This window comes from Pseudomonas lalucatii, from assembly GCF_018398425.1.
GTDB lineage: Bacteria > Pseudomonadota > Gammaproteobacteria > Pseudomonadales > Pseudomonadaceae > Aquipseudomonas > Aquipseudomonas lalucatii.
The window spans coordinates 2051277-2071765 of sequence record NZ_JADPMV010000001.1 but is presented as its reverse complement, the minus strand read 5'-3'; the positions used below and the strand labels follow the sequence as shown (position 1 = coordinate 2071765).

19 protein-coding genes and 1 pseudogene are annotated in these 20489 nt (G+C 69.3%); 5 read left to right on the top strand and 15 right to left on the bottom strand.

Annotated features, from left to right (window positions below):
- The first annotated feature begins 701 nt into the window (after positions 1-701).
- Complete coding sequence (gene pbpC, locus I0D00_RS09455) at positions 702-3029, top strand: peptidoglycan glycosyltransferase PbpC (protein ID WP_246533258.1); 2328 nt, start codon at positions 702-704, stop codon at positions 3027-3029.
- A 245-nt stretch (positions 3030-3274) separates the two neighbouring features.
- On the opposite strand, the gene I0D00_RS09450 is transcribed toward pbpC, so the two are convergent.
- Positions 3275-3856: an OsmC family protein gene (locus I0D00_RS09450; protein WP_213639467.1), complete on the bottom strand. Its 582-nt coding sequence runs from the start codon at positions 3854-3856 to the stop codon at positions 3275-3277.
- Between the two features lie 120 nt (positions 3857-3976).
- Here I0D00_RS09450 and I0D00_RS09445 point away from each other — a divergent pair, with 120 nt between their 5' ends.
- Positions 3977-5020 carry a GlxA family transcriptional regulator gene (locus tag I0D00_RS09445; protein ID WP_213639466.1) on the top strand — a complete coding sequence of 348 codons (1044 nt, stop codon included), beginning with the start codon at positions 3977-3979 and terminating at the stop codon, positions 5018-5020.
- Positions 5021-5056: 36 nt separating this feature from the next.
- On the opposite strand, the gene I0D00_RS09440 is transcribed toward I0D00_RS09445, so the two are convergent.
- Positions 5057-5980 carry a LysR family transcriptional regulator gene (locus tag I0D00_RS09440; RefSeq protein WP_213639465.1) on the bottom strand — a complete coding sequence of 308 codons (924 nt, stop codon included), beginning with the start codon at positions 5978-5980 and terminating at the stop codon, positions 5057-5059.
- A 97-nt stretch (positions 5981-6077) separates the two neighbouring features.
- On the opposite strand from I0D00_RS09440, the gene I0D00_RS09435 reads away from it, so the two are divergent.
- Positions 6078-7100 carry a zinc-dependent alcohol dehydrogenase family protein gene (locus I0D00_RS09435; protein ID WP_213639464.1) on the top strand — a complete coding sequence of 341 codons (1023 nt, stop codon included), beginning with the start codon at positions 6078-6080 and terminating at the stop codon, positions 7098-7100.
- Here the strand turns inward: I0D00_RS09435 and I0D00_RS09430 are convergent.
- Together I0D00_RS09430 and I0D00_RS09425 are read right to left on the bottom strand one after the other, a co-directional pair.
- A complete protein-coding gene (locus tag I0D00_RS09430; RefSeq protein ID WP_338050402.1) occupies positions 7091-7417 on the bottom strand; it encodes an AzlD domain-containing protein in 327 nt (108 codons plus the stop codon). The genes I0D00_RS09435 and I0D00_RS09430 overlap by 10 nt on opposite strands.
- On the bottom strand, positions 7414-8151 hold the full coding sequence (locus tag I0D00_RS09425; protein WP_213639463.1) for an AzlC family ABC transporter permease: 738 nt from the start codon (positions 8149-8151) through the stop codon (positions 7414-7416). Before I0D00_RS09425 ends, I0D00_RS09430 begins: the two co-directional genes overlap by 4 nt.
- 335 nt (positions 8152-8486) lie before the next feature.
- Here I0D00_RS09425 and I0D00_RS21865 point away from each other — a divergent pair.
- Together I0D00_RS21865 and I0D00_RS21860 are read left to right on the top strand one after the other, a co-directional pair.
- A pseudogene (locus I0D00_RS21865) lies at positions 8487-9554 on the top strand (HAMP domain-containing protein); the annotation flags it as partial.
- 126 nt (positions 9555-9680) lie between these two features.
- Positions 9681-10418: a methyl-accepting chemotaxis protein gene (locus tag I0D00_RS21860; RefSeq protein ID WP_420850806.1), complete on the top strand. Its 738-nt coding sequence runs from the start codon at positions 9681-9683 to the stop codon at positions 10416-10418.
- A gap of 12 nt (positions 10419-10430) precedes the next feature.
- On the opposite strand, the gene I0D00_RS09415 is transcribed toward I0D00_RS21860, so the two are convergent.
- The 11 genes from I0D00_RS09415 to I0D00_RS09365 all read right to left on the bottom strand — a co-directional run bounded on the left by I0D00_RS09415 (position 10431) and on the right by I0D00_RS09365 (position 20365).
- On the bottom strand, positions 10431-11552 hold the full coding sequence (locus I0D00_RS09415) for a GGDEF domain-containing protein (RefSeq protein ID WP_213639461.1): 1122 nt from the start codon (positions 11550-11552) through the stop codon (positions 10431-10433).
- Between the two features lie 149 nt (positions 11553-11701).
- On the bottom strand, positions 11702-12553 hold the full coding sequence (locus tag I0D00_RS09410) for a universal stress protein (protein WP_213639460.1): 852 nt from the start codon (positions 12551-12553) through the stop codon (positions 11702-11704).
- Positions 12554-12564: 11 nt separating this feature from the next.
- The gene (locus I0D00_RS09405) at positions 12565-14052 is read right to left on the bottom strand and encodes a SulP family inorganic anion transporter (RefSeq protein ID WP_213639459.1); all 1488 of its coding nucleotides are present in this window, start codon (positions 14050-14052) and stop codon (positions 12565-12567) included.
- Positions 14053-14355: 303 nt separating this feature from the next.
- Positions 14356-14805, bottom strand: coding sequence for a DMT family transporter (locus I0D00_RS09400; protein ID WP_213639458.1), 450 nt, complete (start codon positions 14803-14805; stop codon positions 14356-14358).
- 116 nt (positions 14806-14921) lie between these two features.
- Positions 14922-15413 (bottom strand): GNAT family N-acetyltransferase, encoded by a 492-nt coding sequence (locus tag I0D00_RS09395; protein WP_213639457.1) that lies wholly within the window; start codon positions 15411-15413, stop codon positions 14922-14924.
- Between the two features lie 206 nt (positions 15414-15619).
- Complete coding sequence (locus tag I0D00_RS09390) at positions 15620-16180, bottom strand: DUF4136 domain-containing protein (RefSeq protein WP_213639456.1); 561 nt, start codon at positions 16178-16180, stop codon at positions 15620-15622.
- A 12-nt stretch (positions 16181-16192) separates the two neighbouring features.
- On the bottom strand, positions 16193-16792 hold the full coding sequence (locus I0D00_RS09385; RefSeq protein WP_213639455.1) for a DUF4136 domain-containing protein: 600 nt from the start codon (positions 16790-16792) through the stop codon (positions 16193-16195).
- 10 nt (positions 16793-16802) lie between these two features.
- Positions 16803-17552: a methyltransferase domain-containing protein gene (locus I0D00_RS09380; RefSeq protein WP_213639454.1), complete on the bottom strand. Its 750-nt coding sequence runs from the start codon at positions 17550-17552 to the stop codon at positions 16803-16805.
- Positions 17549-17854 carry a nucleotide pyrophosphohydrolase gene (locus tag I0D00_RS09375; RefSeq protein ID WP_213639453.1) on the bottom strand — a complete coding sequence of 102 codons (306 nt, stop codon included), beginning with the start codon at positions 17852-17854 and terminating at the stop codon, positions 17549-17551. Before I0D00_RS09375 ends, I0D00_RS09380 begins: the two co-directional genes overlap by 4 nt.
- Before the next feature lie 235 nt (positions 17855-18089).
- A complete protein-coding gene (locus tag I0D00_RS09370; RefSeq protein WP_213639452.1) occupies positions 18090-19106 on the bottom strand; it encodes an ABC transporter substrate-binding protein in 1017 nt (338 codons plus the stop codon).
- A gap of 215 nt (positions 19107-19321) precedes the next feature.
- Complete coding sequence (locus I0D00_RS09365; RefSeq protein ID WP_213639451.1) at positions 19322-20365, bottom strand: LLM class flavin-dependent oxidoreductase; 1044 nt, start codon at positions 20363-20365, stop codon at positions 19322-19324.
- Positions 20366-20489 lie beyond the last annotated feature (124 nt).

The following is a 20489-nucleotide window of genomic DNA, read 5'->3' as shown; positions in this document are numbered from 1 at the left end:
TCGCCCTTGGCGCGGGCGCATCCACCACGGCCGTTCTCGCAATCCCATACGCGCTGTTCGAGGGCGCCAACCCCGCCTTTGAGATTGGCTACGGTATGTGCGACATCGTGGTCGGCCTGCACCTTGTCGCTGGCGCCGAGCAGCGTGAGCGATAGCACGGCAGCGGGCACCGCCGCCGCGGCCCTGTAGGCGAGCCTGCATAGCGTCGATCCTGCCAGCGGGCGCTGCGGGGCAACCGGAAATCTGTTTTCCATGATCAATGTCCTGTCGAAAGTTGAGAGGCAACTGCTCCACTCGAACCTGACGAAGCCGCCACCGATCTCCCTGATCAGTCTTCCGTGAGGCGAAGTCGTCCCCGAGACTGCCGCCTTCGCGGTAGCCTCTGTTGTCGTGCTATGAGAGTGATGCCTAGGGTTGCATGCCAACTGAGCCAGGTGAGCGGCCTACTTGCCCTGATGTCAGTCTGATATTGGTTTAGGCAGGCGCCCTTACTCTGTAAAGCCACGCATCGCGGGAACAAACGCTTCGTGACAGAATTCCGACGATCGGTAGTTTTGCGGTTCTTGCTTGTTTTGTGGCGTCACTATTATGGCTTTCTGGTGAGCGGCGAATTGCCCTCACGGCTTGGATAAGCACTTCTATTTCAGGGGGTTAGGTCTTTGCGTAAGTGGCCGAAGTGGTGGCAGGAAAAGCGTCCCGGCCTGGCGCGTCGTCGACTCCTGTTGCTCGCGGCTCTGTCCCTGTTGTTGCCGGCCCTGCTGTGGGCGGCCGACCGCCTGTTCCCGCTGCCGCTGCCCGGGGACGATCAGGCCCGGGTGGTGCTGGCCGAGGACGGTACGCCGCTGTGGCGCTTCGCCGATGCCGAGGGCGTGTGGCGTTACCCGGTCGGCCCGGGCGAGGTCTCGCCCTATTACCTGCAGGCGTTGCTGACCTACGAGGACCGCTGGTTCTACCGCCATCCCGGGGTCAATCCCCTGGCCCTGGCGCGGGCCAGCTGGCAGAACCTGGCCGGTGGGCGGCTGGTGTCCGGCGGCAGCACCCTGTCGATGCAGGTGGCGCGCCTGCTCGATCCTCACTCCCGCTCCCTGGCCGGCAAGCTCAAGCAGCTGTGGCGCACCGCGCAGTTGGAGTGGCACCTGTCCAAGGACGAGATTCTCACGCTCTACCTCAACCGCGCCCCGTTCGGCGGCACCCTGCAGGGCGTGGCGGCGGCCAGCTGGAGCTACCTGGGCAAGTCGCCGGCCAGCCTGACCCGCGCCGAGGCGGCCCTGCTGGCGGTACTGCCCCAGGCGCCCAGCCGCCTGCGCCCGGACCGGCACCCCGAGCGGGCCCAGGCGGCGCGGGACAAGGTGCTGCGGCGTCTGGCCGGCTTCGGCGTGTGGCCGCCGTCGGCGGTCAAGGATGCCCTGGAGGAGGCGGTGCTGTTGGCGCCGCGCCGCCAGCCCAGTCTGGCCCCGCTGCTGGCACGGCGGCTGAACGGGCCGGGCAGCCCGCCGCTGATCCGCAGCAGCATCGATGCCGCGTTGCAGCGTCGCCTGGAGGACCTGCTGCTGGGCTGGCGCGCGCGCCTGCCGGAGCGCACCTCGGCGGCGATCCTGGTGGTCGAGCAGCCGAGCATGGCGGTGCGCGCCTACCTGGGCTCGGTGGCTATCGGCGATGCCACGCGCTTCGGCCATGTCGACATGGTCACGGCCCTGCGCTCGCCGGGCTCGACCCTGAAGCCCTTTCTCTACGGCATGGCCCTGGACGCCGGCTTGATCCATTCCGAGTCGCTGCTGCAGGACGTGCCGCGGCGCTATGGCGACTACCGCCCCGGCAATTTTTCCGCCGGCTTCAGCGGCGCGGTGGCGGCCAGCCAGGCCCTGGCCAGCTCCCTCAACCTGCCGGCGGTGCAGTTGCTGGAAGCCTACGGGCCCAAGCGCTTCGCCGGCGAACTGCGGCATGCCGGCGTACCCCTGGCCCTGCCGCCCCTGGCCGAGCCGAACCTGGCGCTGATCCTCGGCGGCGCCGGCAGCCGTCTGGAGGACCTGGTCGGCGGCTACAGCGCCTTCGCCCGCGGCGGCAAGGCCGCGCGCCCGCGCTATCGGCCCGAGGATGCCCTGCGGGAGCGGCGCCTGTTGTCGCCCGGTGCGGCCTGGATAGTGCGGCGCATACTCGCAGGCCAGGCGCGGCCGGACCGCGACCCGCGGGCGCAGCTGCTGCAACGCCCGAGCCTGGCCTGGAAGACCGGTACCAGCTACGGCTTTCGCGATGCCTGGGCGATCGGCGTGGCGCCGCGCCATGTCATCGGCGTGTGGATCGGCCGCCCGGACGGCACCCCGGTGCCCGGCCAGTTCGGCCTGGCCTCGGCCGCACCGCTGCTGCTGCAGGTGCATGACCTGCTGGCCAACCGCGACCGCCAGCGCGGCATCGCGCCGCCGGCCGACCCGCAGCCGGCCGAGGTCGGCGTGGCGGCGATCTGCTGGCCCCTGGGCCAGCCCCTGGCCAGGGACGATCCGAACTGTCGCCGCCAGCGTTTCGCCTGGACCCTGGCCGGCACCACGCCGCCGACCCTGCAGGCGCCGGACCAGCCCCTGGGCCTGGGGCTGCTGGAGCAGGTCTGGGTCGATGCCGCGGGACGTCGGGTGGATGCCGGCTGCCCGGGCGCAGAGGCCCGAACCCTGGCCCTGTGGCCGGCGCCGCTGGAACCCTGGCTGCCGCGCCGTGAACGGCGCAGCGCGCGCCTGCCGGCCAGCGATCCGGCCTGTCCGCCCCGCCAGGCCAGCCAGGTTGCGCCACTGTCCATCGTCGGGGTGAGCGACGGCGACCGCCTGCGCCGTCCCGCCGGTAGCGCCGAGCCGCTGCGCTTGAGCCTGTCGACCCTGGGCGGCAGCGGCCGGCGCTGGTGGTTCGTCGACGGCCAGCCCGTGGGGGAGACCGGCGCCGAGGCCACCCTCGACCAGGCCTTCGCCGGTTCCGGCCGCTACCAGCTCAGCGTATTGGACGAAAGTGGACAGAGCGCGAGCCTGGAGTTCCGCGTGGATGACTAGCGCTGTGGGAAAGCTTGCGCCGGCATCTCGGTGATTGCCGATGGACCGAGTCGGTGTCCGGGATCAGGAAGTCACTGCAGCGCGGGATGGGTGAAGGGCGGATGCAGTTCTATTTTCGTACCTGTTCTGGCAGCTCAATAGCCCTGTCCCCAGCACCTTTCACCCTTGTCCGTTCTCAAGGCGCCGCAACGCGATAGCGCAACGTCGGGCGGCGCACCTGATGCAGCGTTTTGCCAGCTTGCGGACTAAGCCGCGTTCGCGTGCCTGACCCGCTCCACCGTCACCGGCACCGGGCGGCAAACGGTGTTGCAGACCGGCGAGTGCGCCTGGGCGAACGCGAGCAGGTCGTCCAGTTCCGCATCGCTGCAGTCGGCCTCGATGTCCATCTTGATGCGGATCTGCTCGTAGCCCACCGGCACGGAGGCATCCAGGTCCAGCAGGCCCTGCACGTCGATGGTGCCTGCCAGTTCGGTGGACAGCCTGTGGATCTGGATGCCGCGGGCGGCGGCGTGCAGCACGGTGGTGGTGGTCACGCAGCCGGCCAGGGCATGCAGCAGGAATTCGACGGGGTTGGCGCCCTCGTTGCCGCCGAGCAGCACCGGCGGTTCACCGTTGATGAACTCGAACGACATGGTGCGCGAGCTGTCCTCTGCGCCGGCGCCATAGAAGTCCTTGATCGTCGAGCGATTCTCGCCGCCGTTGATCCACTGGTTGCGCGCGCGGAACTCGAATCGTGCCAAGCTGGGATCGTTCTTGATGGCCTCGACGGTCTGCACCATCTGCTGCACGTTCAGGCCGTTGCGTGTTTGCTCTTGTCGGGTTGTCATGCTGTCCTCCGGCGCTGCATGTTGATAGGGACGCGTCTACGATAGGCGTGCAAACACCGGGCAGTAAGATGGTTTCTGGCCAAAACAGAGGCGTTCGTGCCACCGATCGAGGAGGCCGCCTTGCACCGCTCAGAACGGGAGCCTGTGGGTGCGCTGATCGTCGCGGTTCCCGAAACCGCAGGCTCGTCCCTGTACGGCATGGTGGATGTGCTGCTGGCCGCGGGCCAGGTGTGGCAGAACCTGGTGAGCGGGGAGCCGGGGCGCCCGCTGTTCCAGGTGCGCATCGTCTCGCCCGGCAAGGCGCCTTTCAGCTGCGGCAACGGCATCCCCGTGGTGCCGGCCTGTGCGGTCGCGGACGCGCCCAAGGCGGACATCCTGATCCTGCCCGAGCTCTGGCTGGACCCCGATGAGGACCTGCACGGGCGCTACCCCGAGCTGATGGCCTGGATCCGCCACCAGTATGCCGCGGGCGCCACGCTCTACTCCGCCTGTTCCGGCGCGGTCATGCTGGCCGAGACCGGCCTGCTCGATGGCTGCGAAGCCACCTCCCACTGGGGCTATCGGGAGCTGTTCAGCAAACGCTATCCCAAGGTGTCCTTTCGCCCGGAGCCGAACCTGGTGTTCGCCAACAGCTCGGGGCGCATCGTCACCGCGGGCGGCACCACGTCCTGGCACGATCTGGCGCTCCATATCATCGCCCGCCATGGCAGCCCGGGCGAGGCGCTGCGGGTGGCCAAGGTGTACCTGCTCAAGTGGCACGGTGAAGGCCAGCTGCCCTACGCGCCCCTGGTTCGCCGCACGCTGCACGGCGATACCGTGGTGCGCGCCTGCGAGGAGTGGCTGACTGGGCACTTCCGGGAAACTGCGGTGATTCATCGGGTGGTCGAGCAGGCCCGGGTGCCCGAGCGCACCCTGAAGCGCCGCTTCAAGGCGGCGACCGGCACTTCGCTGATCGCGTACCTGCAGAACCTGCGCATCGAGGAGGCGAAGCGCCTGCTGGAGACCGGCTCGCTGGCGGTGGACGAGATCAGCGCCGCCGTCAGCTACGAGGACCCTTCGTTCTTTCGCCGGCTGTTCAAGCGCTGCACGGGCCTCACCCCCAGCCAGTACCGTCGCCTGTTTCATCCGGTGTTGAAGGCTTCGGGCAACGGTCCCGGAACCTGAGCACTGGCACTCAGGCCGACCTGCCGCCTGGGCGAGTCATCGCCGCGGGCGCGATGGCGTTCGACCGTGAGGCTGCCATGGCGGGTCGGCCCAGCGCTCCAGCAGAAAGTCGATAAAGCAGCGCACCTTGGCGGCCAGCAGGCGGCCGCTGGGGTAGACCGCCCAGATGCTCGACTGGGCGTCGAGGGGGTAATCGGCGAGCACCGGCACCAGGGAGCCGTCGGCCAGTTCCCGATGGATGCTCCACAGCGACTGGATGCTGATGCCCTGGCCGCTGAGGGCGGCGTCGCGCAGGCTTTCGCCGTGGTTGCTGCGCAGGGGGCCGCTGACGTGCACCGCGGACTTCTCGCCGTTGGCGTGGCACAGGGTCCAGGTGTTCTGCTCGTGCAGGACCAGGCAGCGGTGCCGGGCCAGGTCACGGGGGCGCTCTGGCGTGCCATGGCGGGCGAGGTAGCTCGGCGCGGCGCAGAGTATCCGCGAGCTGTCGGCCAGCTTGCGGGCGACCAGGCCCGGGTCGACGCCGGGGGCGATGCGGATGCCGAGGTCGAAGCCGTCCTGCACCAGGTCGACGATCTGGTCGGACAGTTGCAGGTCGACCTTCAGCGTCGGGTAGCGCTCGAGAAAGGCTGCCAGGGCCGGGCTCAGGTGCTGGCGGCCGAAGGAGGCGGAACAGCTGACGCGCAGGGTGCCGTTCGGCTGCTGGCTCGGTGCGGCCATTGCGGCGCGGGCCTCGTCCATGGTCTCCACCAGGGTTTGCGCGTAGCCCGCGAACAGCCGGCCGTCTTCGCTGAGGCTGAGGGCCCGGGTGGTGCGATGAAACAGTCGCACCCCCAGCTGCTTCTCCAGCTGCGCCAGGCGATGGCTGACCACCGCCGGCGACAGGTGCGCCTCGCGGGCGGCGGCGCTGAGCGTGCCGAGGGCTGCGATACGCAGGAACAGGCGCAGATCGTCTTCGTTCATTTTCAAATAATATCGAACAGAGCTGCCTGATTCTGGCTGATTATCCATTGATTGTCCGGCTAATACACTGGGGCAAACCACCCCAGGAGGCATTCCCATGAAAGCGCAGGTACTCCATCGGCCGGGCGAGCCCGAGCAGTTCAGCTATCAGGATTGGCCCCAGCCGCAGCCGGGCCCCGGCGAGGTGCTGGTGCGCCAGCACGCCACCAGCGTGAACCCGGCCGACTGCAAGATCCGCCGCAATGGCTCGGCACTCGCGCCCGGGCTGCCGGCCGTGCTCGGCGCCGATGTGGCCGGCGAGGTGGTGGCGCTGGGCCCTGGCGTCGGCGCGTTCGCCCTCGGCGATCAGGTGTTCGGCTGCGCCGGTGGCGTGCGCGGCATGCCCGGCAGCTATGCCGAATTCATCGCCGCCGATGTGCGCCTGCTCGCGCGCCGGCCCCACAGTCTGAGCCTGCGCCAGGCGGCGGCCTTGCCCCTGGCGGGGATCACCGCCTACGAGGGGCTGGTGGATCGGGCGCGGGTGCGGGCGGGGCAGCGGGTGCTGGTGTACGGGGCCACCGGCGGTGTCGGCCATCTCGCCGTACAGATCGCCAAGGCGCGCGGTGCCCATGTCACGGCGGTGGTGTCGACACCGGAGAAGGCGGCCCTGGCCCGTTCGCTGGGGGCCGATGAGGTGGTGCTGTATCGCGCCGAGGGCCTGGACGGCTATGTCGAGCGGCTGACCGATGGACTGGGATTCGACCTGGTGTTCGATGCGGTCGGCGGCGACAACCTGAACCTCGCCATTCAGGCGGCGCGCCCGCAAGGGCAGGTGGTGACCCTGGTGGCGCGACAGAGCTACGACCTCGGCGCCGCGTTCGCCAAGGGCCTGAGCATCCATATCCTGTTCATGCTGATCCCCATGCTGCATGACCTGGAGCGCGCCCGGCATGGCGAGATCCTCCGGGAGCTGGCGCGTCTGGCCGATGAGGGGCTGCTCGCGCCGCTGCTGGATTGCGCGACCTTCGCCCTGGCCGACCTGCCGGCGGCCCATCGGCGCCTGGAAAGCGGCGCGGCGCTCGGCAAGGTGGTGGTGGATATTGCGCTCGCCGAGCCTGTCCAGGCGACAGTTCAGGTATAGGCCTGGAGCAACCAGAGCGCCGCCATGCCGACCGCCAGGGTCAACAGCACCTGGCGCGTGCGCCAGGCGACGAAGGCGGCCAGGGCGCCGGCCAGCAGGCGCTCGTTGCCCAGGGACAGGTCGGGCGCGCCGTCGAGGTTGACCAGGGCCGGCAGCACCAGGGCCGCCATCACCGCGGCCGGCACGAAGCGCAGGGCGCGTTGCAGGTAGGGCGGCGGGCTGGCGCGGCCCAGCAGCTCGATGAACGACAGGCGCAGGGCGAAGGTGCCGAGGCCGATGGCGAAGATGATCAGCCAGGCGGTGGTGCTGTCGGTCACCGCTCTTCCCTCCGGTGCGCGCCCGTGTCGACGGGGCTGGGTGGCGGCGGCTGCAGCTGCTCCACGAGCAGGCCGGCGCCGATGCCGCTGGCGGCGGCCAGGAACAGGCCCAGGTTGTAGGGCAGGCCGGCGGCCGCGACCGCCACCCCGCCGCCGGTTACGGCGGCCGCCAGGGTCGCGCGGTCGATGATCGAGGGGATCAGCAGCACCAGGAAGGACAGCGGAATGGTGAAGTCCAGGGACCAGCTCGCCGGCACCCCGGCACCGAGGAAGACCCCGGCGGCGCAGGACGCCACCCAGACCAGCCACAGCGGCAGCGCCGCGCCCAGGTAGTAGAGGTGTTTGCCCGGGGCCTGGGGATCGAGGGTGTAGCGGGTGATGCTCAGCGCATAGGCCTGGTCGGTGAGGAAATAGGCCATGGTCCAGCGCCAGCGCCCGCTCAGGCCCTGGAAGTGCGGGGCGATCGAGGCGCTGTACATGGTGAAGCGCAGGTTGATGACCAGCGCGGTGAGGATGACGATCAGCGGCAGGGTGCCCAGGCCCATCAGCTGGGCGGCCACCAGCTGCGCCGAGCCGGCGAAGATCACGAACGACATGGCCAGCGCGGCGCCGGGCGACAAGCCGGCTTCGAGGGCGGCGATGCCGGCGATCATGCCGAACGGAACCAACCCGGGAAGAAGGGGGGCGACCGCCTGGGCGCCGGCGCGGAACGCCGGGTGTGCGGAAAGGGCCATGGCGTCTCCTGACTGTTCCTGGCGGTGTGCATGCCGGCACAGGTGCCCGCGCGCGGCAGTTGCAGAGACGCCATGGCGGCGGGGCGGGGCACAAGCTTAGGGCGCAGTCTGGTGCCGCAGCTCCATTCGCGCCGCTGCCCTGCACCCGGACACCCTCGACGCGAGGCGCCGCCGGCCGGTCTGCTCGACCGCACGTCGCGTCGTTTCGCCTGCCGCTCAACTCCGCGCTCCGGCGGTCGATAAGGGAGCATGACTGTCATAAGTCGGTGTTTTGTGCACAATGCCGTATCCAAAATATCCGTCCGCGATCCGACAATAACAACGGGAGTCCTTCCATGCGCCTCTGGCAACGCAGTATTCAGTGGCAGTTGATCCTCAGCATGGGCGCCGCCCTGCTCGCCAGCATCCTGATCGTGGTACTCATCTATTCGGCGCTGGTCAATCGTCTGGCCGAGCGCTACCTGGTCGAGGAGGCCCTGCCGGCGAGCGTCCTGGCGATCCGCAACGATCTGGAGCGGGTGCTCGCCGAGCCCCTCACCGCGGCGCGCGGCATCGCCGAGAACAGCCTGGTGGCGGACTGGCTCAGCAGTGGCGAGGACGCCGCCCGGCGCGAGGCATTCGCCCGTTACCTGGCCGGCGTGCAGGGGCAGCAGAAGGCCCTGACCACCTTTATCGTCAGCCTGGACAGCGGCAACTACTTCACCGGCGAAGGGCTCAAGCGCAGCCTGCAGCGCGGCCCGGCGGACAACGCCTGGTTCTATGGCTTCGTCGACAGCGGCAAGGCGCGCTCGCTGGATATCGACATCGACCAGAGCAGCCGCCAGCCGACCCTGTTCATCAACCAGCGGGTGGCCGTCGGCGGCAAGACCCTGGGCGTGGCGGGCCTCGGCTTCAGCCTCGGCGCCATGTCGGAGATGATCCGCGACTTCCGCTTCGGCGAGGACGGGCGGGTCTACCTGGTCAGCGCCGATGGCCGGGTCAAGGTGCACCCCGAGTCGGCCTTCAACGACAGCCGCGAGCTGAGCCAGCTGGTCGGCGCCGAGGCGGCCGCCGGCCTGCTCGGCAAGAGCCGCGAGGCGCTGCGTTTCGAGCGTGACGGCGCGACCTTCCTGGCCATCGCCCAGCCGCTGCAGGCGCTGGACTGGCTGCTGGTCAGCGAGATCCCCGAGGCGGAGATCTACGCCGAGGCGCGTCAGGCCATGTTCACCAGCAGCCTGATCGGCGTCGCCGTGGCCCTGTTGTTCCTCGGCCTGGTGGTGCTGCTGGCCCGCGGCCTGGTGCGGCCGATTCGCCAGGTCACCGCCGCCCTGGTGGAGATCGGCGGCGGCGGCGGCGACCTGACCCGCCGCCTGGACGAGTCGCGGGGCGACGAGCTGGGCGACCTGGCCCGCGGCTTCAACCGTTTCATCGCCAGCCAGCGCAGCCTGATCGGCGACGTGCTGGCCACCAGCGAGCGCCTGCGCGGCGCCGTCGGCCAGGTCGCCCAGGTGGTGGAGAACACCGCCGGGCGTGCCGGCCGCCAGCAGGAGATGACCGACATGGTGGCCACCGCGGTGCACGAGATGGGCCTCACCGTGCAGGAGATCGCGCGCAATGCCAGCAGCGCCGCCCAGGCCTCCCATGAGGCCCGCGACGAGGCGCAGCAGGCGCGCCAGGTGGTCGGCCAGTCGATCGCCCACATCGAGCGGATGTCCACCGACATCGGCGGCGCGGCCGAGGCGGTCGGCGAGCTGGCCAATCAGGTGGCGTCGATCGACCAGGTGCTGGCGGTGATCCGCGGCATCTCCGAGCAGACCAACCTGCTGGCCCTCAACGCGGCCATCGAGGCGGCGCGGGCCGGCGAGATGGGCCGCGGCTTCGCCGTGGTGGCCGACGAGGTGCGTACCCTGGCCAGCCGCACTCAGAGCTCCACCGACGAGATCCAGGAGATGATCCAGCGCCTCAAGCAGGGCGCGGAAACCGCGGTCAGCTCCATGCACGCCGGCCAGGCCGCCACCGGCACCGGGGTGCAGGCCAGCCAGCGCACCGGCCAGTCCCTCGGCGCCATCACCGAGCAGGTGGAGCGGATCAGCGACATGAACACCCAGGTGGCGGCGGCCACCGAGGAGCAGTCGTCGGTCACCGAGGAGATCAACCGCAACGTCCAGGGCATCGCCGACCTGGCCCACGCCACGGCCGGCGAAGTGCTGGGATGCCGCGAGGATTGCCAGAGCCTGCGCGCCCTGGCCGAGGACCTGGCCAAGCAGATGGGTAGCTTCCGCCTCTGACCCCGGGGCGGCTCAGGCCAGCGCCAGGCGATTGCGCCCGGCGTCCTTGGCCAGATAGAGCGCCGCATCGACCCGCTTGAAGAAGGCCTCGGCGCTGCCGTCGCGCTCCGGGGCGAAGCAGCCGACGCCGAGGCTGGCGGTCAGCGGCAGGCTGTTGCCCTGTACGCTGAAGCCCTGGCGCGACAGTTCCTGGCGGAAGCTTTCCGCCAGGTGCTTGGCCTGTTCCAGCGGCGTGTTGGGCATCAGCACGCCGAACTCCTCGCCGCCCAGGCGCAACAGCGCGTCGCTCTCGCGGCGGAACACCTGGCGCATGCGCTCGGCGAAGGCGCTGAGGCAGGCGTCGCCGCAGGCATGGCCATGCTCGTCGTTGATCCGCTTGAAGAAGTCGATGTCCAGCAGCACCAGGGACAGCGGCTCGTTCTGCCGGTGGGCGTTGGCCACCATCACCGGGAACAGGCTGTTGAACTGGTAGCGGTTGCCCAGCTGGGTCAGGCTGTCGGTGCGGCTGAGCTGTTCCAGGCTCTGCTGCTGTTCCAGCAGCTTGAGCTCCAGGCCCAGGGTGTTGTGGTACTCCTGGTGGCTGCGGTTGAGGGCCAGCAGCAGGTAGCTCAGGTAGAAGGCCAGGGTGATCAGCGTGGCGAACTGGATCTCCCAGTGCCGGGCGAGCATCGCCAGCCCCGGCAGATAGAGCAGCAGCAGGGCGAGGATGGCGCGGCCCCGGCGCATCGAGAAGCTGAAGGCCAGGGCGGTGCTGAAGGCGATGGTGCCGAGGGTGGCGATCAGCCAGGAGTTGGCGAACTGCGGATGGTTCAGCGTCCAGGCATGGATCAGGCCCCAGGCCAGGGTGGTCGCCAGGATCAGCGTCCAGTGCCGGTCGATCCATACCGCCAGCGCCTGCGGGGTGTCCTTGGCGGGCAGGCGATGGAGCAGGCGCAGCAGCAACAGCAGGGCGAACAGGGCGCTGCCGACCAGTCCCGCGCCGAGCTGCTCGGCCGGGGCATTGCTGAACAACCAGGTCAACAGCCAGGCGAGCAGGTAGTAGACACCGCCCAGGCGCGTGCGGATGCGCGTGTCCTGGGCTTCGCGCCAGAGGGCGAAGGCCGCGGGGTCGTGGGGGAGATCGCTGTGGGTCATGGCAAGGGATCGCAAAAGCAGCCGAGTTAGAGCATAGCGCTTCTGCTGCCGGCGGCGCGCCCGAATCGCCGCGGAGGCGTTCCGGGCGCGCCGGTCTGGCCGCTCCGGGGCGGCCGCAGCCGGGTGGTTCGGCCTGGCCCTAGCGTTGCTCAGCGCAGGATCAGCAACGCTCCCGCGCTGCTGCGCAGCAGGTGGCTGGTGGTGCTGCCGACCAGGAACTGGCGGATGCGCGAGTGGCCGTAGGCGCCCATCACCAGCAGGTCGATGCCGTGCTCGGCCTGGTAGGCGTGCAGCGTCGCCTCGACCTCGCCGGCGCGGATCGCCAGCCGCACCTCGCTGGCCGAGTCCTGCAGGCTGCGCTCGGCGGCCTTGAGCTGCTCCCAGGCGTCGCCGGTGTCGGCGCCGACCAGTACCAGGTGGCAGGGCAGGCCCTTGAGCAGCGGGCTGGCGGCGAGCTGTTCGATGCCCTTGCGCGCGGTGGCGCTGCCGTCGTAGGCGAACATATAGCTCTGCGGCGCCTTGAATTCGCCGCAGCTGACCAGGATCGGCCGGGCCAGGGTACGGATGGCGTTCTCCAGATGGCTGCCGACCTGCTGGCCGAGGCTGGCGCTGGCCTCGCCCTGGCGGCCGATCACCAGCAGGCGGATGTCCTGTTGCAGTTCGGCCAGGCTGTCGACCAGCTCGCCGTGGCGCTGGCGCAGCTGGACGTCGGCCACCCCGGCGGCGGCGAGGCGCTGGCGGGCCGCCTCGAGCATCAGGTGGCCCTGCTCCAGGGCCAGCTTGCTGCGCTTCTGGTCCAGCTCGGCCAGCTCTTCGAGCAGGTGTTCGCGGCTGCCCAGGCCGATGGTGCCGGACAGGTCGCTCTGTTGCGGGTACTGCACCTGGTCCAGCACGTGCAGGACGCTCAGCGGCGCCTGCAGGCGCTGGCTGGCCCAGGCGGCGTAGTCGCACACCGCCGGGGCGGCCGGGGAGGCGTCGATACATGCCATTACGTGGCTCATGCGGTTGCTCCTTAGTGGCCCATCAGGTTGTCGACGGCATCCGGCTTATCGTGCACGCCGAAGCGGTCGACGATGGTGGCGCTGGCCTCGTTGAGGCCCAGAACTTCGACTTGCGTGCCTTCGCGGCGCAGCTTGAGCACCACCTTGTCCAGGGATTCGACGGCGGTGATGTCCCAGAAGTGCGCGCGCGACAGGTCGATGCTGACCTTATCAAGGGCTTCCTTGAAGTCAAAGGCGCCGACGAACTTGCTGGCGGAGGCGAAGAACACCTGGCCGACCACCTTGTAACTGCGGCGGCGGCCGTCGGCGTCGAGCTCCGAGTCGATATAGAGGAAGTGGCCGATCTTGTTGGCGAAGAACAGCGCGGCCAGCAGCACGCCGACGAACACGCCGTAGGCCAGGTTGTGGGTGTAGACGGTGACCGCCACCGTGGCCAGCATCACCAGGTTGGTCGACAGCGGGAAGGTTCTGAGGTTGCGGATCGAGTCCCAGCTGAAGGTGCCGATCGACACCATGATCATCACCGCCACCAGGGCGGCCATGGGGATCTGGCTGACCCAGTCGCTGAGGAACACCACCATCAGCAGCAGCACCGCGCCGGCCACCAGGGTCGACAGGCGCCCGCGGCCGCCGGACTTCACGTTGATCACCGACTGGCCGATCATCGCGCAGCCGGCCATGCCGCCGAGCAGGCCGGAGGCGATGTTGGCCACGCCCTGGCCCTTGCACTCGCGGTTCTTGTCGCTGCCGGTGTCGGTCAGGTCGTCGAGGATGGTGGCGGTCATCATCGACTCGAGCAGGCCGACCACGGCCAGGGCGGCGGCGTAGGGGAAGATGATCGCCAGGGTCTCGAGGCTCAGCGGCACGTTCGGCCAGAGGAAGATCGGCAATGTGTCGGGCAGCTCGCCCATGTCGCCGACGGTGCGGATGTCCAGGCCCAGGAGCATGGCCACGGCGGTCATCGACAGGATGCACACCAGCGGCGAGGGGATGACCTTGCCGACCCTGGGCACATAGGGGAACAGGTAGATGATGCCCAGGCCCGTGGCGGTCATGGCGTAGACATGCCAGGTGACGTTGGTCAGCTCGGGCAACTGGGCCATGAAGATCAGGATCGCCAGGGCATTGACGAAGCCGGTGACCACCGAGCGCGAGACGAAGCGCATCAGCGAGCCGAGCTTGAGGTAGCCGGCGCCGATCTGCAGCACCCCGGTGAGCAGAGTGGCGGCCAGCAGGTACTGCAGGCCGTGTTCCTTGACCAGGGTCACCATCAGTAGGGCCATGGCCCCGGTGGCGGCGCTGATCATCCCCGGGCGGCCACCGACGAAGGCGATCACCACGGCGATGCAGAAGGAAGCGTAGAGGCCGACCTTGGGGTCGACCCCGGCGATGATCGAGAAGGCGATGGCCTCCGGGATCAGCGCCAGGGCGACCACCAGGCCGGCGAGCACATCGCCGCGGATATTGAAGAACCAGGTATTTTTCAGGCTTTGCAACATAAGCACTTCCACAAGGCTGGGATCCGCTGTGGCATGTAGAGGCGAAGCGGATGGGGCGACTATAAACAGGCTACTGAGGTTGCTGCGCCGGCATTGGCTCAGGCACGCACGGGCCTGACCGCTGCAGTGAGGTGCAGTCGAAACCGGCAGGGAGGGGGGCGAAACGCTATGGCGGCTTAGGCTGCCAGCGAGAGGGTTGGGCCAGCGGCATGACGACCGGTCTCTGTCCATACGAGCAAAAAGGGCGCGCAGCTTACCATAGCGGGCGCTAGCAGGCACCTGCAAAGGCGCGTCAGGGCTCGCTCAGCCGCGGCGGATAAGCCAGATACCGGCGACGATCAGCAGCAGGCCGGCGAACTTGCCGAGGCTGACCGGCGCCTCGCGAAACCCGGCCCAGCCGAAGTGGTCGAGGGTCAGGGCCATGCTCAGCTGGCCGGCGATCACCAGCACCATGAACAGCAGCGCGCCGACCCGTGGCCCGGCGAAGGCCGCGGTGGCGATGAAGCAGGCCCCGAGCAGGCCACCGCTCCAGTGCCACCAGTCGAGGCCCTTGAGGGCGTCGAGGCCGAGCAGTTGCCGCTGCGTCGCCACCACAAGCAACAGCGCCAGGCTGCCGACGATGAACGACAGCAGGGCGGCGGCGAGCACGCTGGACAGCTGCTTGGCCAGCTGGCCGTTGATGCCGGCCTGCAGGGGCAGGCAGGCGCCGGCGAGAAAGGGCAGGGCGAGCAGCCATGCGTTGGAATTGGGCATGGACGGGTCCTTGTCACGAAGAGGCGCCGGGCCGCGTGGCGTGGCGCGGGTCGAGGGTTTGAACGGGGCGTCTAGTCTTGCCCACGGCGCTGCCGTGCGCAACGCCCGGCACGTGCTCAGGACAGGGGCTTTTCCATCTGCACCAGGGCCACCCGGCGGCCCTGATAGTCGCGGCGTTCGAGGATGTCGCCGGCGCGGTAGCCGAGCCGGGCGTAGAGCAGCAGGCCGGCGGCGTTGTCGTTGTGACAGGACGCGCGCAGGTAGGCGGCATTGAAGTCCTGGCGGGCCTGGCGCTCCATCTCGGCGATCAGGTAGTGCGCGACGCCCTGGCCGCGAGCCCAGGGGGCGATCATCAGGTTGCCCAGGGCGCAGAAGTCGCCGTGTTGCCACTGATAGAAGTTGGCGAAGCCCGCGACCCGGCCGTCCAGCAGGGCCACGGTGCTGTCGCGGCGTTCGGCCATGGCCGCGGCCAGTTGCGCGACGGTCAGCGGCCAGGCGGCCTTGGGGTAGGCGAAGAACAACTCCTCGGCGCTTTGGGGGAAGGCGACCACCTCGGCCAGGTCGGCGGCGTCGGCCGGGCGGTGGTCGAGGGCAGGGGATGGCGGCATCGCTGGGGTTCCTGTGGTTCTGTAGGTCGATGATGCTTCGTTATAAGCCGCTTCGGAATGCTCATTCAGCGCTCGTGAACGCCGCTCCTCGCCGGTTGTTGCCTCGCCCGACCTTCGCTCGACGACTTTTCGTCCAGAACCCGGCGCCTCTTCATGGCAGCGCCGCGCCCGCTTTTCGCGCTGGCCGGCGCTGGCCGGCGCGGGCCTCAGTGGGGCGGGTACTGGCCGAGCACCTCGGCCACCGTTCGGTGCAGCGCCGCGGCGCGCTCGGCGGGGCTGGGCGAGTCGTCGCGCAGGCTTTGCGCCGCACTGCCGCGCCATACCAGCTGGCCGTCGCGGCCGTCGAACAGGTCGATCTGCAGGGTGCCGACCCGGTAGTCGACGGTGCGCGTCTCGACATAGCCCGGGCCGCCCCAGAAGCCGCCCCAGTGGCCGTGCCAGGCGCCGCCGTAGTGGGTGCTGACCTGCTGCTGGCGCTGGTCGACGATCAGCCAGGCCTGGACCCGCAGGTCGCCGTTCGCGCCGGCAGCCGCGGCGCGCAGGCCGCGTTGCTCGAGCTGCTCGGCGATCGCCGTGCGCAGGCGCTGTTCGGTGAGATCGCTGGCGAGCCTGGGGTCCTCGGGCCGATAGCGCACGGCCGGCTCCTGCCAGCTCCAGCTGCGGTAGGCGGCGAAGTCGCGCTGCGGGTCGAAGTCGCGGTCCAGGCGACTGGTCTGGCAGGCGGCCAGCAACAGCAGGGCGGGTATCAACAGCAGGTACGGGCGCATGGGCGAGCCTCCTCAGGCCGGTGGATAGCCCTGCAGGGCGCGTTGGCAGGCGGCACGCAGGGCGTCGGCGCGTTCGGCCTGGCTGCCGGCGCTGGGCAGCTCGGCGTGGCCTTGCCACACCGCCTGGCCGTCGCGGGCATCGAACAGGGTGATGCTGAGCACCAGCACCTCGATCTGGTAGGCGCGCTCCACGGGCATGCGGTCCCAATAACCGGGGTAGTCGGCGTAGTAGCCGTGGCCGTGATAGCCGCCATAGTGGTCGATGACCTGGCGGATGCGCCGCTCCTGGCGCAACTCGAGGCCGACCTCGAGGTCGGCGGCCGTGTCGTGGCGGGCCGGACGCAGGCCGCGCTGGTCGAGGGCCTGGCTCAGCGCCTCCTGCAGCAGCTCGGCGCTGGCCCAGGCGCTGGCGGCCGGTTGCCGGCCTGCGTGCCAGCTCCAGTTGCGGTAGCGGGCATAGTCCCGCGGCGGTGCCGGATAGGCGCCGAGGTCCAGTTGCTGGACGGCCTGCGCCGGGGCCGGCGGCAGGGGCAGGGACTGCGCGCGGTAGGGGTTGGCAGCCTGGCAGGCGGCCAGCAGCAGGCACGGCAGCAGCATGGCGTAGGCCTTCATCGTCCCTCTCTCAGCGCGGGCGGCAGATCCAGTGCAGGTAGCGGCCCACACCGGCGAAACTCGGGTGGCGGCGGTAGGCCAGCTCCATCTCCAGCAGGTCGATCGGCTCGGCCTTGGCCTGGAATTCCGGTGCCATGTAGTCGTGGAAGACCCGCACGCCACTCTGGCTTTCGACCCGCCAGAGTGCGTCGAGTTGCGTCGCCAGCTCGCGCGGGTCGAGCGGGCGCTGCGGCGTCAGGCTGCGCTTCTCGCCGGCGAACTCGGCCTTGCGCAGCTTGCGGAAGTGGCCCTTGAGCAGGTTGCGGTAGATCAGCGCGTCCTTGTTGTAGAAGGCCAGCGACAGCCAGCCTCCCGGCGCGGTGAGCTGGTGCAGCACCGGCAGTATGGCCTGGGGCTCGGCCAGCCATTCCAGCACCGCGTGGCAGACCACCAGGTCATAGGGCTGGTTGAGCTGGCCGAGCAGCTCCTGCCAGGGCGCCTGGATGAAGGTGGCCGGCTGGCCGGCGCCGGCGAAGCGCGCGCGGGCCCCTTCGAGCATGGGCGCGGCCGGCTCGGCCAGGGTCACCAGGTGGCCGCGGCCGGCCAGCCACAGCGCCATGTGGCCGAGGCCGGCGCCGATGTCCAGCACCCGCAGCGGGCGGTCCGGCAGGGCCTCGGCCAGGTCGGCCTGGAGCACCGCCAGGCGGATCGCGCCCTTGGCGCCGCCGTAGATCTTCTCGGCGAAACGGGTGGCCAGTTCGTCGAAGTGCCGGTCCTTCATCGGCCGAAGCGCCGTTCGCTGTCGGCCAGCTTGGCGCGCACCGCCTGCTCCAGGTCGATGCCCAGCTCGCTGCACAACAGCAGCAGGTAGAGGACGATGTCGCCGACCTCCTGGCCGGCGTGCGCCAGTTGCGCGGGGGGCAACTGGCGTGACTGCGCCTCGCTCAGCCACTGGAAGATCTCCACCAGCTCGGCCATCTCCACGCTGGCGGCCATGGCCAGGTTCTTCGGGCTGTGGAATTGCCGCCAGTCGTTGCGGTCGCGGATGGCGTGCAGGCGGGCGGTGAGTTCGGCGAGGTCCATGGGGCTCCGGCGGTGACGGTCGGCTGGACGGGCATTGTTTCATGGCCTCCTGAGCGCTGCCAGCACCCTGCCCAGGGCCGCGGAGGACCGGGTGTGACCGCGCGCCGGCAACGGCAATCCAATGACTGCGGCCGCCCGTCATCGCGGCCAGCGGATGTAAGCAACTCCATGATTGAGGGCGGCCCCGAGCTTGGGGGCCGCTTTTTTTTTTTGCGCCGCAGCCGCCTGCGTGGCCTTACTGGCGCTGCCAGGCGTACCAGCGTTCGGCGATGGCCTCGCCGTGCTTGCTCCAGTACTTGAAGTCCAGGGTCACCTGGCTGTCGCCGTGGGCGCTGGGCAGGCTGTCGGCGAGCACCGCCGGCACCTTGCTCGTACTCTCCAGGTTGACCGGCGCATAGCCGCTGAGCATGGCGAAGTCGGCCTGGGCCTGGGGGCTGCTGGCGAAGCCGAGAAAGCGCTTGGCGGCCGCGGCGTTCTTGGCGCCGCGGGGGATCACCAGGAAGTCGCCGCTGACCAGGTTCTGCCGCCAGCCGATGCCGATCGTCGTGCTGCTCTGCTGCAGGGCGTTGACCCGGCCGTTCCAGAACATGCCCAGGCTGGCCTCGCCGGAGGTCAGCAGGCGCTGGGATTCCTCGCCGCTGTCCCACCAGCGGATATCGGCCTTGATGCGCTCGAGCTTGGCGAAGGCGCGATCCAGGTCCAGCGGGTAGAGGTGCTCGGCGGCGACGCCGTCGGCCAGCAGTGCCATCTCCAGCACCCCGGGGCTCGGCCACTTGTACAGCGCGCGCTTGCCGGGGAAGTTGGCCGTGTCGAACAGCGCGGCCCAGCCTTGCGGCGCCGCCGCCAGGCGCTCGCTGTTGTAGCCGAGGACGAAGGAGAAGTAGAAGGAGCCCACGGCGTACAGGGTGACGAAGCGCGGGTCGATCTGCGGCTGGGCGATCAGCTTGAAATCCATGGGCTCGAGCAGGCCTTCGCGACCGGCGCGCAGGGCGAAGTCGGGCTCGACGTCGACCACGTCCCAGATCACTTCGCCGCTCTCGACCATGGCCTTGAAGGCGGCGTAGTCGGTGGGCCCGGCCTGTTTCACGGCGATGCCGGTGGCGCGGCTGAAGGGCTCCGCCCAGGCCTTCTGCTGGGCGGCCTGGGTCGAACCGCCCCAGCTGACGAACGTCAGGCTCTCCTGGGCCTGCGCGACTTGAACTGCCATCCACAAGGCGCCCAACAGGACGACCACCGGCCTTGCCAACCCCATAACCACTCCCTACTCGTGTTGCGCGGCCATCCACGGATGGCGCGTGTTGTAGTTGTGGGATTCGGTATACCAGTATGCCGAGTGCCGTGCCTAGATCGGCCGCACATTTATGCGATCTGGTTATTAGCATCCTGTCGCGGATGCACATCCCCGCGGCTGAACGAAAAAAGCCGGATCATCGCTGATCCGGCTTTTCTGTGCTGCTCAGCTGGGGCTCAGCGGAAGGCCGGCACCACGTGCTGGATGAACAGCGCCAGGGACTGCTTCTTTTCCTCGTGGGACAGGCCGTTGTCGGCCCAGAAGCTGAACTCGTCGACGCCCAGCTCCTGGTAATGGCGGATGCGCGCGATGATCTGCTCGGGCGTGCCGATCATGGTGTTCTTGTGGATGTTCTCCAGCTCGAACTCCGGGCGCTCCTTGAACTTCTCCTCCGGACTCGGCGCCAGCAGGCCGTTGACCGGGGTCTGCTTGTTGCCGAACCAGGCGTCGAAGGTGCGGTAGAAGCGCGAGATGGCCTGGGCGCCAACCCTCCAGCCTTCGCTGTCTTCTGGGCTGTGCACGTGGGTGTGGCGCAGCACCATCAGTTGCGGGCGCGGCACCTCCGGGTTGTTGGCCAGGGCGGTTTCGAACTTGTTCATCAGGTCGACCACTTCCTCGTCGCCCTTCATCAGCGGGGTGACCATCACGTTGCAGCCGTGCTTCACCGCGAAGTTGTGCGAGTCGGGGTCGCGCGCGGCGATCCATACCGGCGGGCCGGGCTGCTGGAGCGGCTTGGGCGAGGAGGTGGCGGTGGGGAACTTCCAGATCTCGCCGTCGTGGGCGTAGTCGCCCTGCCACAGGGCCTTGACCACCGGGACCATCTCGCGCAGGTGCTGGCCGCCGGAGGAGGCCGGCATGCCGCCGGCCATGCGGTCGAATTCGTACTGGTAGGCGCCGCGGGCCAGGCCCACTTCCATGCGGCCGTTGCTGATCACGTCGAGCAGGGCGCATTCGCCGGCGACGCGGATGGGGTGCCAGAACGGCGCGATGATGGTGCCGGCGCCGAGGCGGATGGTGCTGGTCTTGGCCGCCAGGTAGGACAGCAGCGGCATGGGGCTCGGCGAGATGGTGTATTCCATCGCGTGGTGTTCGCCGATCCAGACGGTGCTGAAACCGCCGGCCTCGGCCATCAGGGTCAGTTCGGTGAGATTCTCGAACAGTTGACGATGGCTGATCTGCTCGTCGTAGCGCTCCATGTGCACGAACAAAGAAAACTTCATGACGCTTACCTCGAACCTGGGTGTAGTCGGCCTCGACACTGGCTTGGCCGTGGGGGTTTAGCGCGCTGGGCGCTGCATCGATGTGGGTCTGCGGCGATGGCCGGCGGCCACGCGCAGGGCGGCG